Annotated in this window: 17 protein-coding genes; 14 read left to right on the top strand and 3 right to left on the bottom strand. The window is 55.0% G+C overall.

The window, feature by feature from the left end:
* Positions 1–74: 74 nt before the first annotated feature.
* The 3 genes from AC4ICF_RS04820 to AC4ICF_RS04830 all read left to right on the top strand — a co-directional run bounded on the left by AC4ICF_RS04820 (position 75) and on the right by AC4ICF_RS04830 (position 3056).
* Complete coding sequence (locus AC4ICF_RS04820; RefSeq protein WP_116341677.1) at positions 75–608, top strand: isochorismatase family protein; 534 nt, start codon at positions 75–77, stop codon at positions 606–608.
* Positions 609–723: 115 nt separating this feature from the next.
* A complete protein-coding gene (gene sbmA, locus AC4ICF_RS04825) occupies positions 724–1944 on the top strand; it encodes a peptide antibiotic transporter SbmA (RefSeq protein ID WP_316380321.1) in 1221 nt (406 codons plus the stop codon).
* A 14-nt stretch (positions 1945–1958) separates the two neighbouring features.
* On the top strand, positions 1959–3056 hold the full coding sequence (locus tag AC4ICF_RS04830) for a DUF1615 domain-containing protein (RefSeq protein WP_302220095.1): 1098 nt from the start codon (positions 1959–1961) through the stop codon (positions 3054–3056).
* Here AC4ICF_RS04830 and AC4ICF_RS04835 read toward each other — a convergent pair.
* Entirely contained in the window at positions 3053–3352 is a 300-nt protein-coding gene (locus tag AC4ICF_RS04835) for a DUF2755 family protein (protein ID WP_014882725.1), read from the bottom strand. The genes AC4ICF_RS04830 and AC4ICF_RS04835 overlap by 4 nt on opposite strands.
* Before the next feature lie 250 nt (positions 3353–3602).
* Here AC4ICF_RS04835 and AC4ICF_RS04840 point away from each other — a divergent pair, with 250 nt between their 5' ends.
* Entirely contained in the window at positions 3603–3833 is a 231-nt protein-coding gene (locus AC4ICF_RS04840; protein ID WP_028012119.1) for a DUF2754 domain-containing protein, read from the top strand.
* Here the strand turns inward: AC4ICF_RS04840 and ddlA are convergent.
* Positions 3830–4930, bottom strand: a complete 1101-nt coding sequence (gene ddlA / locus AC4ICF_RS04845; RefSeq protein WP_116341671.1) for a D-alanine--D-alanine ligase — start codon at positions 4928–4930, stop codon at positions 3830–3832. The two genes, AC4ICF_RS04840 and ddlA, sit on opposite strands and share 4 nt — an antisense overlap.
* A gap of 103 nt (positions 4931–5033) precedes the next feature.
* Between ddlA and AC4ICF_RS04850 the strand changes: the two genes are divergently transcribed.
* The 5 genes from AC4ICF_RS04850 (at position 5034) to adrA (ending at position 9385) form a co-directional block, all read left to right on the top strand.
* Positions 5034–5717, top strand: coding sequence for an extensin-like domain-containing protein (locus AC4ICF_RS04850; protein ID WP_316380322.1), 684 nt, complete (start codon positions 5034–5036; stop codon positions 5715–5717).
* A gap of 168 nt (positions 5718–5885) precedes the next feature.
* Positions 5886–7100: a multidrug efflux MFS transporter gene (locus tag AC4ICF_RS04855; RefSeq protein WP_192983487.1), complete on the top strand. Its 1215-nt coding sequence runs from the start codon at positions 5886–5888 to the stop codon at positions 7098–7100.
* A gap of 210 nt (positions 7101–7310) precedes the next feature.
* A complete protein-coding gene (iraP, locus tag AC4ICF_RS04860) occupies positions 7311–7571 on the top strand; it encodes an anti-adapter protein IraP (RefSeq protein WP_061099070.1) in 261 nt (86 codons plus the stop codon).
* A 287-nt stretch (positions 7572–7858) separates the two neighbouring features.
* Positions 7859–8179, top strand: a complete 321-nt coding sequence (psiF, locus tag AC4ICF_RS04865; protein ID WP_192983485.1) for a phosphate starvation-inducible protein PsiF — start codon at positions 7859–7861, stop codon at positions 8177–8179.
* Between the two features lie 102 nt (positions 8180–8281).
* Positions 8282–9385: a diguanylate cyclase AdrA gene (adrA, locus tag AC4ICF_RS04870; protein ID WP_316380324.1), complete on the top strand. Its 1104-nt coding sequence runs from the start codon at positions 8282–8284 to the stop codon at positions 9383–9385.
* Positions 9386–9399: 14 nt separating this feature from the next.
* Here adrA and proC read toward each other — a convergent pair whose 3' ends face one another.
* The gene (gene proC, locus AC4ICF_RS04875; protein WP_041911103.1) at positions 9400–10209 is read right to left on the bottom strand and encodes a pyrroline-5-carboxylate reductase; all 810 of its coding nucleotides are present in this window, start codon (positions 10207–10209) and stop codon (positions 9400–9402) included.
* 97 nt (positions 10210–10306) lie between these two features.
* Between proC and AC4ICF_RS04880 the strand changes: the two genes are divergently transcribed.
* The 5 genes from AC4ICF_RS04880 (at position 10307) to ppnP (ending at position 12944) form a co-directional block, all read left to right on the top strand.
* On the top strand, positions 10307–10765 hold the full coding sequence (locus AC4ICF_RS04880; protein WP_010428006.1) for a YaiI/YqxD family protein: 459 nt from the start codon (positions 10307–10309) through the stop codon (positions 10763–10765).
* 144 nt (positions 10766–10909) lie between these two features.
* On the top strand, positions 10910–11434 hold the full coding sequence (gene aroL / locus AC4ICF_RS04885) for a shikimate kinase AroL (RefSeq protein ID WP_163330408.1): 525 nt from the start codon (positions 10910–10912) through the stop codon (positions 11432–11434).
* Positions 11435–11478: 44 nt separating this feature from the next.
* Positions 11479–11670, top strand: coding sequence for a protein YaiA (yaiA, locus tag AC4ICF_RS04890; RefSeq protein ID WP_013095817.1), 192 nt, complete (start codon positions 11479–11481; stop codon positions 11668–11670).
* 237 nt (positions 11671–11907) lie between these two features.
* On the top strand, positions 11908–12585 hold the full coding sequence (locus AC4ICF_RS04895) for an AroM family protein (RefSeq protein WP_116341659.1): 678 nt from the start codon (positions 11908–11910) through the stop codon (positions 12583–12585).
* A gap of 71 nt (positions 12586–12656) precedes the next feature.
* A complete protein-coding gene (ppnP, locus tag AC4ICF_RS04900) occupies positions 12657–12944 on the top strand; it encodes a pyrimidine/purine nucleoside phosphorylase (RefSeq protein ID WP_008503270.1) in 288 nt (95 codons plus the stop codon).
* Positions 12945–12977 lie beyond the last annotated feature (33 nt).

The following is a 12977-nucleotide window of genomic DNA, read 5'->3' on the forward strand; positions in this document are numbered from 1 at the left end:
TGCGAGTGCTCTCCCATTTTGTGACATCGGGCTTATGATAGGTACCAGTGTTACTCAATCTTGCGGAGAATGGTATGTCTGAAAAGCGTGTTGTAATGGTGGTTGATATGCAGAACGGGGTGTTTGAAACCCCTCGTCATCAGCGCAAGAACTGTGTCTCTTTGATCAACCAGCTTACGCAGGCAGCCGACACGGTGATTTTTATTCAGCATGCCGAGGCCGGGGGGCTGGAAGAGGGAAGTGAAGGGTTTGCGTTGCTGCCTGAACTCCATCAGCCCGCTGGCGCGCTGTACGTGACCAAGACCGCGTGTGATGCTTTTTACAACACCACGCTAGAAACGCTATTACGCGAGCAGGGCATTCGTGAGTTTGTCATTTGCGGCTGCGCCACCGACTACTGCGTTGATGCCACGGTCAAAAATGGCGTCAGCCGGGGTTACCACATTACCGTGGCGGAAGATGCCCATACCACCGCCAACCGCCCGGCAGCTGAAGCACACATCCTGATTAACCATCACAACGACGTCTGGCGAAACTTCATTGCGCCGGCGAACCCTGTCGCGGTGAAACGCACCGAAACAATTCTCGAAAACTGGAAAGCGAACTAATAATCAACCCACGGGTCTGACCTTTTTGCCCGAGCCGGGAGACCGGCCCGGGCAAGGTATTCGTGTGGTAATGCGTTGAGCACAGCAACAACCATAACAACAAGAAGGAAGCATCATGTTTAAGTCTTTTTTCCCAAAGCCGGGGCCTTTTTTCCTGTCGGCATTTATTTGGGCACTGATCGCGGTCGTGTTCTGGCTGGCGGGCGGCGGTGCATGGCTGGCACGCATCGTGGGGGCGACAGGCGAGGTGCCAATTAGCGCGGCGCGCTTCTGGTCGTTCAGCTATCTGCTGTTTTATGCCTATTACGCGCTGTGCGTGGGGCTGTTTGCGCTGTTCTGGTTTAATTATTCCCCTCATCGCTGGCAGACGTGGTCCATTCTGGGAACGTCGCTGATTATTTTTGTCACCTGGTTTCTGGTCGAAGTGAGCGTAGCCATTAACGCGTGGTATGCCCCGTTCTACGATCTCATCCAGAAAGCGCTGAGCGCCCCTAACAGGGTGCCAATCGGCGAGCTTTATAATCAGTTAAAAATTTTTATGGGCATTGCGATGATCGCTGTCACCGTGGCGGTGCTGAATAATTTCTTCGTCAGCCATTACGTCTTCCGCTGGCGTACGGCGATGAACGAATTCTACATGACGCACTGGGAGCGTCTGCGTCATATTGAGGGTGCTGCTCAGCGCGTTCAGGAAGACACCATGCGTTTCGCGTCAACGCTTGAGGATATGGGCGTCAGCCTGCTTAATGCCATCCTGAAACTGTTTGCGTTCTTACCGATTCTGGTCGCGCTTTCTCCCCATATTTCAGCATTGCCGATTGTCGGACATTTACCGTACGGCCTGCTCATCCCGGCGCTGATTTGGTCGCTTATGGGCACAGGCCTGCTTGCCGTCGTCGGGATTAAGCTGCCGGGCTTAGAGTTTAAGAACCAGCGTGTTGAAGCGGCCTATCGTAAGGAACTGGTCTACGGAGAGGACGACCCAACGCGCGCTGCGCCCCCGACGATAAAAGAGCTGTTCCGCAACGTCCGTTTCAACTACTTCAGGCTCTATTTCCACTACATGTATTTCAATATTGCCCGTATTTTCTATCTGCAGGTCGATACTGTTTTTGGACTATTCCTGTTGTTCCCATCTATTGTTGCGGGAACAATCACGCTGGGCTTACTGACCCAGATTACGAACGTGTTCGATCAGGTCAGAAACTCATTACAGTATCTGATCAACTCCTGGACCACGCTGGTAGAGTTGATGTCTATCTATAAACGTCTGCGCAGCTTTGAACATGAGCTGGGCGATCGTGACCTGCAGGAAGTCACCAACACATTTAGCTAATACAGGAAGTTGCTATGTCTTTTGCCTTACCGCGTGCGTTACCGTTGTCCTTGCTGGCTGCCCTCGTTCTGGCGGGCTGCGCCGAAAAAGGGGCGACTCCGCTTAAAAAGGGTGAGAAGCCCGTGGATGTGGCAAGCGTTGTGCGGCAAAAAATGCCCGCCAGCGTGAAGGATCGCAATGCGTGGGCCGATGCGCTGGCAAAAACCTTCGAAAGCCAGAAGATTGCCCCTACCGAGGAGAATATCTGCTCGGTGCTGGCGGTGGCACAGCAGGAGTCGATGTACCAGTCAGACCCGGTGGTGCCGGGTCTCAACAAAATCGCCTGGAAAGAGATTGACCGCCGCGCGGAATCAATGCATATCCCGGTGTTCCTCGTGCATACCGCGCTGAAAATCACCTCGCCAAACGGTAAAAGCTACAGCGAACGGCTGGACACGGTGAAAACCGAAAAACAGCTCAGCGCCATCTTTGATGATTTCATTAACATGGTGCCGATGGGACAGAAACTGTTTGGCTCGCTGAATCCGGTTCACACCGGCGGCCCGATGCAGGTGAGCATTGCGTTTGCTGAGAAGCATACCGACGGCTACCCGTGGGAAATTGACGGTACGGTGCGTCAGGAGGTCTTCTCCCTGCGCGGCGGGCTGTGGTTCGGCACGTATCATCTGCTGAACTATCCGGCGAACTACAGCGAGCCGCTGTACCGCTTTGCAGACTTTAACGCAGGCTGGTATGCCAGCCGTAACGCGGCGTTTCAGAGTGCGGTCAGCCGCGCAAGCGGCGTCAAGCTGGCGCTGGACGGCGATCTTATCGCCTACGGCAGCAGCGAGGCGGGAAGCACCGAGCGGGCGATCCGGAAATTATCGACAGCGCTTGATATGAGTAATAGCGACATTCGGCGTCAGCTTGAGAAAGGCGACAGCCTGGCGTTTGAGAAAACGGATCTCTACAAGAAGGTATTTGCCCTTGCAGAGAAGAAGAGTGGGAAAACGTTACCGAGGGCTATTCTGCCGGGTATTCAGCTGGAAAGCCCTAAGATCACGCGTAACCTGACAACAGCATGGTTCGCGAAACGCGTGGACGATCGACGGGCTCGCTGTATGGGGCTTTAATGGCGACGACGAAAGCGCAGGACGAGCGCGACAACGCCTAAAATCATACACCCCGCGAGGAAGGGAACGAGGCCAAACAGCGTGCTCACGCCAAACCCGATTTCAACCCGCGGGCGTCCGTTATCCTGCACCTGCATCAGATGTTCATAAACGCCCGGCGCGTGCACCAGCATATTGAGCAGCTGGGAGCCAGCCCAGAAACAGAACAGGACAAACAGGGCATACGCGATATTACCCGCCGTGGAGGTTTTTGGTTTGCCGCCAAAAATCGGTTTCGACAATGTAAAGTCAGCCATGTTGACCTCCCGAGATATCACTCTGTTTTAATACGCGTCTTACGGAGTGAGTTTGACAGGTCATCGCATTTGTCAATATCAGAATCGTGGTAATTTTCGCTCAGGAATTCTCCTGGATTGTTGATTTCTGCAGCATGTCACAATTTGTTAACTTAAATGAAACTGCGCCGCGTTTCAGAATTTCCGCATCTGCCACAGACCTGGCGGTAAAACTGTGAGAGGATGTCTTTTTTTCCCTGCCGGAGTTGTTATGAAGCTCACGTCCAAACTTCGCCGTGACTGGCACTACTACGCCTTTGCTATTGGCCTGATTTTTATTCTTAACGGCGTCGTGGGGCTGTTGGGATTTGAGGCAAAAGGCTGGCAAACCTATGCCGTGGGCCTGGTGACCTGGGTAATCAGTTTCTGGCTCGCAGGGTTGATTATCCGCCGTCGTCCGGAAGAGACGACAGCGGAGGAGACGGCTAAGGGTGCCGATTAACCGTTAACGGAACTTTTCAGGGCGCTGTCGGCGGCGTGACGCTCCAGCGCCAGTTCGATCAGGCGGGTGATCAGCTCAGAGTAGCCTAGCCCGCTGGCCTGCCACAGTTTTGGATACATGCTGATGTTGGTGAAACCCGGCAGCGTGTTGATTTCATTGATCACAACTTCGTTCTCCGGCGTCAGGAACACATCTACGCGCGCCATGCCGCTGCAGCCGAGCGTCTGATAGGCGCGAATGGCGATCGCCCGGATCGCGTCGTTGATCACCGGATCGATATTCGCCGGAACGACAACCTGTGCGCCTTTATCATCAATGTATTTGGTGTCATAGGAGTAGAAGTCGCTGTTTAAGACCACTTCACCGCAGGTGCTCGCCTGTGGAAAATCGTTGCCCAGCACGGCGCACTCAATTTCGCGGCCTTTGATCCCCTGCTCAACCACCACTTTATGGTCGAACTCAAACGCCATACGAACGGCCTGCGTGAACTCTGCTTCGCTGGTGACTTTGCTGACGCCCACGGAGGAGCCCTGATTGGCCGGCTTCACAAACAGCGGCAGACCCAATTCAGCGCTGATCTGCGCGAAGCTGTGCTTATCGCGGTTGGCGCGGGTGAGCGTCACGAATGGTGCGATATTCAGGCCGGCATCACGCAGCAGACGTTTGGTGACGTCTTTGTCCATGCAGGCGGCGGAGCCCAGTACGTCCGAGCCGACGAACGGCAGGTTGGCCATGCGCAACATCCCCTGCAGGGAACCATCTTCGCCCAGGGTGCCGTGCACGATAGGGAAGACCACGTCGATCTGGGCGAGAGCCTGCGCGTTGCCTGCGTCGATGAGCTGTCCCTTCATGACGCCGGGTACGGTGGCGACGCTGATCTCCGAAGGGTTGAGGGCGATGTGCGCCGGATCGTGGGCATTCAGCAGATACTGGCTGGCATCGTTAACGTGCCACTGGCCCTGTTTATCAATGCCCAGCAGCACCACGTCGAAACGGCTTTTATCGATCGCATCAACGATATTTTTAGCCGATTGCAATGACACCTCGTGCTCTGCTGATTTTCCCCCAAAGACAATACCTACGCGCTGCTTTGCCATCTCACTCTCTTCCAGTCTGACGAAAAGCCAATAACATACCACGATGCCCTGCGGGTTTCGCGGCCTTCTGCCATAATGTTTTGGGGAACAGTGAGGGGGGAGAGTGAAAGGAAAAACGCTGCTGATCGTTTTCATCCTTGGGGCAATCGCAACGGCGGGCTATCGCTGGTTGCCGTCTTACTACAACCCCTTCACGCCGCTGACCCTGGACGACCCGCCTGGCCGCATTACCCAGTATAAACTTCGGCGCTTAACGCCCGAAGCCTGCTCGAGCCTGTTAGCGCAGGCTAATCAAAGAAACCTTATTCGCACCCAGGCGGTCGCTGACAGCGGCGGGGAATGTCCGCTGAGCGACGTCGTGCGCGTGCGAGACTTCGGCCCGGTGAGCCTGAACGGCAGTTTTCTTGCCAGCTGTCCGCTGGCGCTCAGCTCGGCCCTGTTTGTCAGCCAGCAAGCCCGGCCCCTGACTAAACGCTTCACCGGCAGTGAACTGACCCGCATTGAGCACCTCGGCAGCTTTGCCTGCCGCAATATCTACCACCGGCCCGATGCGCGGCGCAGCGAGCATGCCACGGCAGAGGCGCTGGATATCGCCGCTTTTCGGCTGGCGAACGGGGAGCATGTTACGGTGCTGAAGGGCTGGAAATCGGCAAAAACGCAGCCCTGGTTGAAGGCTCTGCTGGCGGCAAGCTGCGGCTACTACGGTAACGGTCTTGGGCCGGAGTATAACGCGGCGCACGCCAGCCATTTTCATCTGGGAATGCGCGGTTTTGGCCTCTGTCGCTGAAGCATAATCTTCCGCCAGAAAATGGATGATTTGCGACTTATTTCACAAATATGATGACTGGGAAGATAAAACACCAAAGTCAGCAAGGCCGCATCTCTGGTGCGACGTTAAGGCGCGTAACTTGCTAATCTGACGGCGAATTCGCCTAAAAATGAAGACTATTTCTGTATGGAATCCTGGAAAGTTAATCTCATCTCGGTCTGGTTCGGCTGCTTCTTTACAGGGCTTGCCATCAGCCAGATCCTGCCGTTCCTGCCGCTGTACGTCTCGCAGCTGGGGGTCACCTCGCATGAAGCGCTCTCCATGTGGTCCGGCCTGACGTTCAGCGTCACGTTTCTGGTTTCCGCCATTGTGTCACCGATGTGGGGCAGCCTGGCCGACAGGAAAGGGCGCAAGCTGATGCTGCTGCGCGCCTCGCTCGGGATGGCGATAGCTATTCTGCTCCAGGCCTTTGCCACCAACGTCTGGCAGCTGTTTTTCCTGCGGGCGGTGATGGGGCTGACGTCCGGGTATATTCCCAACGCCATGGCGCTGGTTGCCTCTCAGGTGCCGCGCGAGCGCAGCGGCTGGGCGCTGAGTACGCTCTCTACCGCCCAGATCAGCGGCGTTATCGGCGGCCCGCTGCTGGGGGGCTTTCTGGCTGACCACGTCGGGCTGCGCGCGGTGTTCATCATCACCGCGATCCTGCTGGTGATCAGCTTTCTGGTTACGCTCTTTCTTATCAAAGAGGGTGGCCGCCCCGTTATCAGTAAATCTGAGCGCCTGAGCGGCAGGGCCGTCTTCGCCTCGCTGCCTTACCCGGGACTCGTGATTAGCCTGTTTGTCACCACCATGGTGATCCAGCTCTGCAACGGTTCGGTCGGCCCGATTCTGGCGCTGTTTATTAAGTCGATGGAGCCGGACAGCAACAATATCGCCTTTCTCAGCGGCATGATTGCCGCCGTGCCGGGCGTTTCCGCGCTGATCTCTGCCCCGCGCCTGGGCAAGTTAGGTGACAGGATCGGCACGGCGCGCATCCTGATGGCGACGCTGATTTTTGCGGTGGTGCTCTTTTTCGCCATGTCGTTTGTTACCTCTCCGCTTCAGCTGGGCGTGCTGCGATTTTTACTCGGCTTCGCGGATGGCGCTATGTTGCCTGCCGTACAGACGTTGCTGGTCAAATATTCCAGCGACCAGGTCACGGGGCGTATTTTTGGTTATAACCAGTCTTTTATGTATTTAGGCAACGTTGCCGGTCCGCTTATTGGCGCATCCGTTTCTGCAATGGCGGGTTTTCGCTGGGTATTTGCCGCGACGGCGATAGTCGTTTTAATCAATATTATTCAGCTGGCTATTGCCCTGCGTCGCCGCAGGCAAATAGCGGAGGCGAAATCGGCGAAATAACCGCTGTTAGATGTATTATATATTCTTATGGTTGCCGCATTTTTATATAACAAAATGCGGCGTTTATTTTATAGAAAAACGTTTCGCTGAAAATGCCGGGGCGCTAATTTGGCGGCAACGTCACTTTTGCATAAGATAATACTTTTCTCCGCTTTGCATATTTCATTCCTGGTGTTAATTTCAGAGAAAATCCCATAAGGAAATAGCACGATGAAGAATCTCATTGCTGAGTTGCTGGTCAAGCTTGCACAAAAGGAAGAGGAGTCGAAAGAGCTGGTCGCCCAGGTCGAAGCGCTGGAAATCGTTGTCACGGCGCTGCTGCGGCAGATGGCAACATCTGACCAGCAGGCGTTGATTGATAGCATCGAAGGGGCGCTGGACAAAGCGCGGCCCGATACGCAGGTTCCGCCAGAGGATGCCGAGTTGCTGCAGCAATACGTAAAGAAGCTGTTGAGGCATCCGCGCAGTTAAGCCGTTACGGACGGTGCTGACATATCATAAAATTGTCATGCCGGATGCCTGTAGTCGCTCTGTTTTATTTTTTATGTATTGGGACCTGGATAAAATAAATTGAAACAGAGCGCATGTTTTATCGCGTTACTTCCCCTGTTAATTACCCCGGCTATTTATGCCGAGACCGTCCATTTCGGCGCGCTGGATATGAAATGATAAATTCCCGGCGGAAATCACATCTGCCGGGTGGTTTTTTTTCTGTCACGAACCAGACTTACAGGGAATGTTCACAAAAGGATGGTGCAATGAAAACAACATTACTGGTTACTCTGTTCTCCGGCCTGTTCCTGATCTCCTCGGCGAATGCGGAAGAGAAAACGCTCACGCCGCAGCAGCAACGTATGACCACCTGCAATCAACAGGCGACGTCCCAGAGTCTCAAGGGGGATGCGCGTAAGACCTACATGAGCGACTGCCTGAAAAACGGCGCCGCGAAACCCGGCGAAAAAAGCCTGACGCCGCAGCAGCAAAAAATGCGCGAGTGTAATGCGAAAGCGACCGAACAGTCCCTGAAGGGAGACGATCGCAGCAAGTTCATGAGTGCCTGCCTGAAGAAAAAAGTGTAGTTCTAACGGGTGAGCGGCGCGGGCTGCTCACCCGAAATTTCATACTTTCCCCGCAGACCCCCTCTCTATAATTTGGGAAAATGTTTCAGAATATTCCCAAAAATGATGAATGATGAAACGTATTACACCAAAAAGCGCATTCGGGAAGAGTGGAGTTTAACTCTTTCTCAGGATGACCCTCACCGCGCCGGCTTCCAGCTCGCCAGGCGAGTTCGGCTGGCGCGCGCTGTCGGGCTGGCGGCGATGTTTTTCCCCGTGGCAGAAATGCTTGTCAGCCATTTTTTACCCGGCGGCTGGTGGTTGTTACTGGTGGGGTGGGCATTCGTCTGGCCGCACTTCGCCTGGCAGTTATCCTGCCGCGCCGCTTCACCTCTTCAGCAGGAGATCTTCAACCTTAAGATGGATGCCATTATCGCCGGGCTATGGATTGGCGTGATGGGAGTTTATGCGTTACCTGCGGCAGCGCTGTTGATGATGGTGGGTATAAATATGATGGGCTCAGGCGGCTGTCGTCTGTTTATTTCAGGGATGGCACTCACCACGCTTTCCGTGCTGGTCACATTACCTCTCGTTGGCCGCGTGGTGCCCTTTAATCCGGGAGTGCTGGAGTGGGGCTTAACGCTTCCCGTCCTTATGCTTTATCCCATGCTGTTTGCCTGGCTTAGCCATCGCACTGCCGTCAGGCTGGCGGAACATAAGCGGCGGTTGGAAATGATGAGTACCCGTGACGGCATGACCGGGGTCTTTAACCGTCGACATTGGGAAATGCTGCTGCGCAATGAGTTTGAGCTCTGTCGCCGGAGCCACTGCACCGCCACGATATTGCTGATTGATATCGACCACTTTAAAAACATCAACGATACCTGGGGGCACGACGTGGGCGACAAGGCTATCGTGGCCATTACCCGCCAGCTCCAGATGTCGGTGCGGTCAGGCGATGCGATAGGTCGGTTTGGCGGGGATGAATTCGCGGTGATTATGTCCCAGACGGCCGCTGAAAGCGCCATCGCCGTCATGTCGCGGGTTCACGCGCGGCTGGAAACGCTCTCGTTACCGTGTGCGCCGAAAGAGCCTCTGCGCATCAGCGTGGGCGTGGCTCCCTGGGGACCGCAGTTTGTGCACTATCGGGAATGGCTGAAGGCGGCAGATGTGGCGCTGTATAAGGCGAAAAATGCCGGGCGCGGCCGCACCGAAGTGGCGGCCTGACGCCCGACCAGACATCAGGATTTACTCAGCTTCTCTGACTTTTCCATGCATTTGGCCATCGCCTCGATGACGGCCGAACGGAACCCGCGCTCTTCCAGCACCCGCACCGCTTCGATGGTGGTACCGGCCGGGGAGCAGACCATATCTTTCAGTTCTCCCGGGTGTTTACCGGTCTCCAGCACCATTTTGGCGGAGCCCATCACTGCCTGTGCGGCGAATTTATACGCCTGCGCACGCGGCATACCGCCAAGCACGGCGGCGTCCGCCATCGCTTCTAAAAACATGAAGACGTACGCGGGGGCTGAACCGCTCACGCCGACCACCGGATGGATCATCGATTCCGCAATCACTTCCGCCTCGCCGAAGCAGCGGAAAATGTTCAGCACGTCCGCTACCTCTTCTGAGGTCACCAGCGCGTTAGGGGTGACGGAGGTCATGCCAGCGTTGACCAGTGAGGGGGTATTCGGCATCGCGCGGACGATTTTACGGTCGTGGCCCAGCGCGCGGGCCAGCTGATCGAGCGTCACGCCCGCGGCAATCGACACGACCAGCGTCTCTTTATTCAGGCTGGAGGTGATGTCGCTTAACACTTTGATCATGATGTTCGGCTTAACGGCACCAAAGACGATATCGGCAACCTGGGCCACCTCCTGCGCGCTTTCGGCGGCGTTGATCCCGTATTGATCGCGCAACGCGGCGACGTTATCCGGTGACGGGGTATAGACCCAAATCTGACCCGGCAGGACCTGCCCGCTGGCGATCAGGCCGCCCAGGATGGCTTTGCCCATGTTACCGCAGCCGATAAACCCGATTTTCTTATCCATCACGATTCTCCGTCATTATGCGTTGTTTTCTCTGATTGATAGCTTAACAACGAAATGCAGGCGACAATAGTCGGCAGAGTCATTATGGGGAGACAATATGGCGATTTGGGTTGATGCGGACGCGTGTCCGAATGTGATTAAAGAGATTTTATTCCGCGCCGCCGAGCGCGTTCAGATGCCGCTGACGCTGGTGGCGAACCAGAATATTCGCGTACCGCCTTCGCGGTTCATCCGCTCCTTGCGGGTGCCGGCCGGGTTCGACGTAGCGGATAACGAAATAGTTCGTCTGTGCAGCGCGGAGGATCTGGTTATTACCGCCGACATACCGCTGGCGGCTGAAGTGCTGGAGAAAGGGGCGGCGGCGCTCAACCCACGCGGTGAACGTTATTCGCCTTCAACCATTCGTGAAAAGCTCACCATGCGCGATTTTATGGATACGATGCGGGCCAGCGGCGTGCAGACCGGTGGGCCGGACAGCCTGTCCCAGCGCGATCGCCAGCAGTTTGCCGCCGAACTGGATAAATGGCTGCTGGAAGTGAAGCGCCGTACAGCGTAATGATAATTATTGTCAATTTGTGGTACAGTGTGGCTTCCACAGGGTTGTCATCCCGTACCGCTTTGCAGTAAAGTAATCGACACATCTTCTGCAATTATTTCTTTACACTCTTCAGCCATTCGGCATCAAGGGGAACACCTGGCTATGACCCAACCCATCTTTTTAGTTGGCCCCCGCGGCTGTGGGAAAACCACCGTTGGCCTGGAACTGGCACGCGCGTGTCATCGTCAGTTTATTGATACCGACCACTGGCTGCAGACCGAGGCCGGCAAAACCATTGCAGACATCGTGGAGCAAGAGGGATGGGAAAGCTTTCGCGCCCGCGAAACGGCCGCGCTGAAAGCGGTCACCACGCCGTCAGCCGTCATTGCGACGGGAGGCGGCATTGTTCTGGCCGAATGTAATCGTCACTTTATGCGCGAAAAAGGCATTGTGATCTATCTCTGCGCGCCGGTGGCGGCGCTGGTCGGGCGCCTTGAGGCATTTCCTGAAGAGGGACAACGCCCGGCGCTGACGTCAAGGCCGCTCAGCGAAGAGGTGAGCGAAGTGCTGGCCGAGCGCGATGCCCTGTACCGTGAAGCGGCGCACCATGTTGTGGATGCCTCTGCGGCCCCGGAAGATGTGGTAATTCAGATTATTACCGCCCTGCGTCTGGCGTGTGCCAGCTAACCGCCGTCTATACTGATAGCTCAGACATAAAAAAAGGATGAGCTATGCCAACCAGACCTCCCTATCCGCGCGAAGCACGTATTGTTACCGTTGAAAAAGGCAATGGCGACCAGACTGTCACCTGGTACCAGCTGCGTGCCGATCACCCCAAACCGGACTCGCTGATCAGTGAACATGAGACTGAACAGGAAGCGCTGGATGCCAAACGGCGCTACGAAGATCCCGATAAGTCATGAATGTTTTCCTAAACGCTCCAATACCGTGCCTGAATCACACTTTTTACTCATCGCAAATGTTAAGCAGGAGTTAATATTTAGTTATTACAGGTAGCTCCGTTACCGGCAGGCGATCTTTACATTTCGGGACAGAGATCGCCTGCTACGCTTGGTGCTGTTTTGTTGAAAAAACGAACTGTGCAGCGTAGTGAGCCTGTACCTGTGTACACGTTTTTGTAGTGATGGAAGGCGAAGAAGATGAAGGCAACGTTGGCGATCCTCACCATTGGTGTGGTCCCTGTAAGCGAAGTGTTACCGCTCTTAACCGAGCATGTATCTGAACAACAGATCACGCATCTTAGCCTGCTGGGTAAGATGAGTCGGGAAGAGGTCATGGAAGACTACGCTGTAGAGGCGGGGGAGGATCCCCTGGCGACGTTATTAAGCGACGGTAAACTGGCGCATGTTTCTCGACAGAAAATTGAGCGTTCGCTGCAGGCTGTAATAGAAGTACTCGATAATCAAGCGTATGACGTTATTTTGCTGATGAGTACCGCCCCCATTAAGGGACTCATTGCGCGTAATGCGATTCTGCTTGAGCCAATGCGCATTATTCCTCCGCTGGTTGCCTCCATTGTTGACGGGCACCAGGTTGGGGTCATTGTGCCCATTGAGGAGCTCATGGACAACCAGGAAGCAAAATGGCATGTGCTCGAAAAAACGCCTCTGTATGCTCTGGCAAACCCCTTCTGGGACAGCGAGGCTAAACTCATTGCTGCCGGGAAGGCGCTGCTGGAGAGAGGGGCAGATGTGTTGATTCTGGACTGTCTTGGTTTCCACCAGCATCACCGGGATTTACTGCAAAAGGCGCTGGACGTGCCGGTGCTGTTATCCAACGTTCTGATGGCTCGCCTGGCCTCAGAGCTTCTGACGTAATGATTTTGCGTGACAGGTGATGAGCATGGCCCCTATAGTGAATTTTTATCTCTGAATATAAGGGCCAGTTCATGCTTCAAAGTAACGAATACTTTTCCGGTAAAGTGAAATCCATCGGTTTTACCAGCAGCAGCACTGGCCGCGCCAGTGTGGGCGTGATGGCTGAAGGGGAATACACCTTTGGCACGGCTGAAGCGGAAGAGATGACGGTGGTCAGCGGCGCGCTGAACGTCTTACTGCCGGGTGAAACGGAATGGAAAGTTTACGCTGCCGGGCAAGTTTTCAACGTACCTGGCCACAGCGAGTTCCATTTGCAGGTTGCTGAGCCGACCTCTTATCTGTGCCGCTACCTGAAATAAAAAATAAGCCGGGTGGCGCTCACGCTTACCCGG

The sequence above is a fragment of the Enterobacter sp. ECC_219_Taxon_10 genome (genome assembly GCF_058354905.1).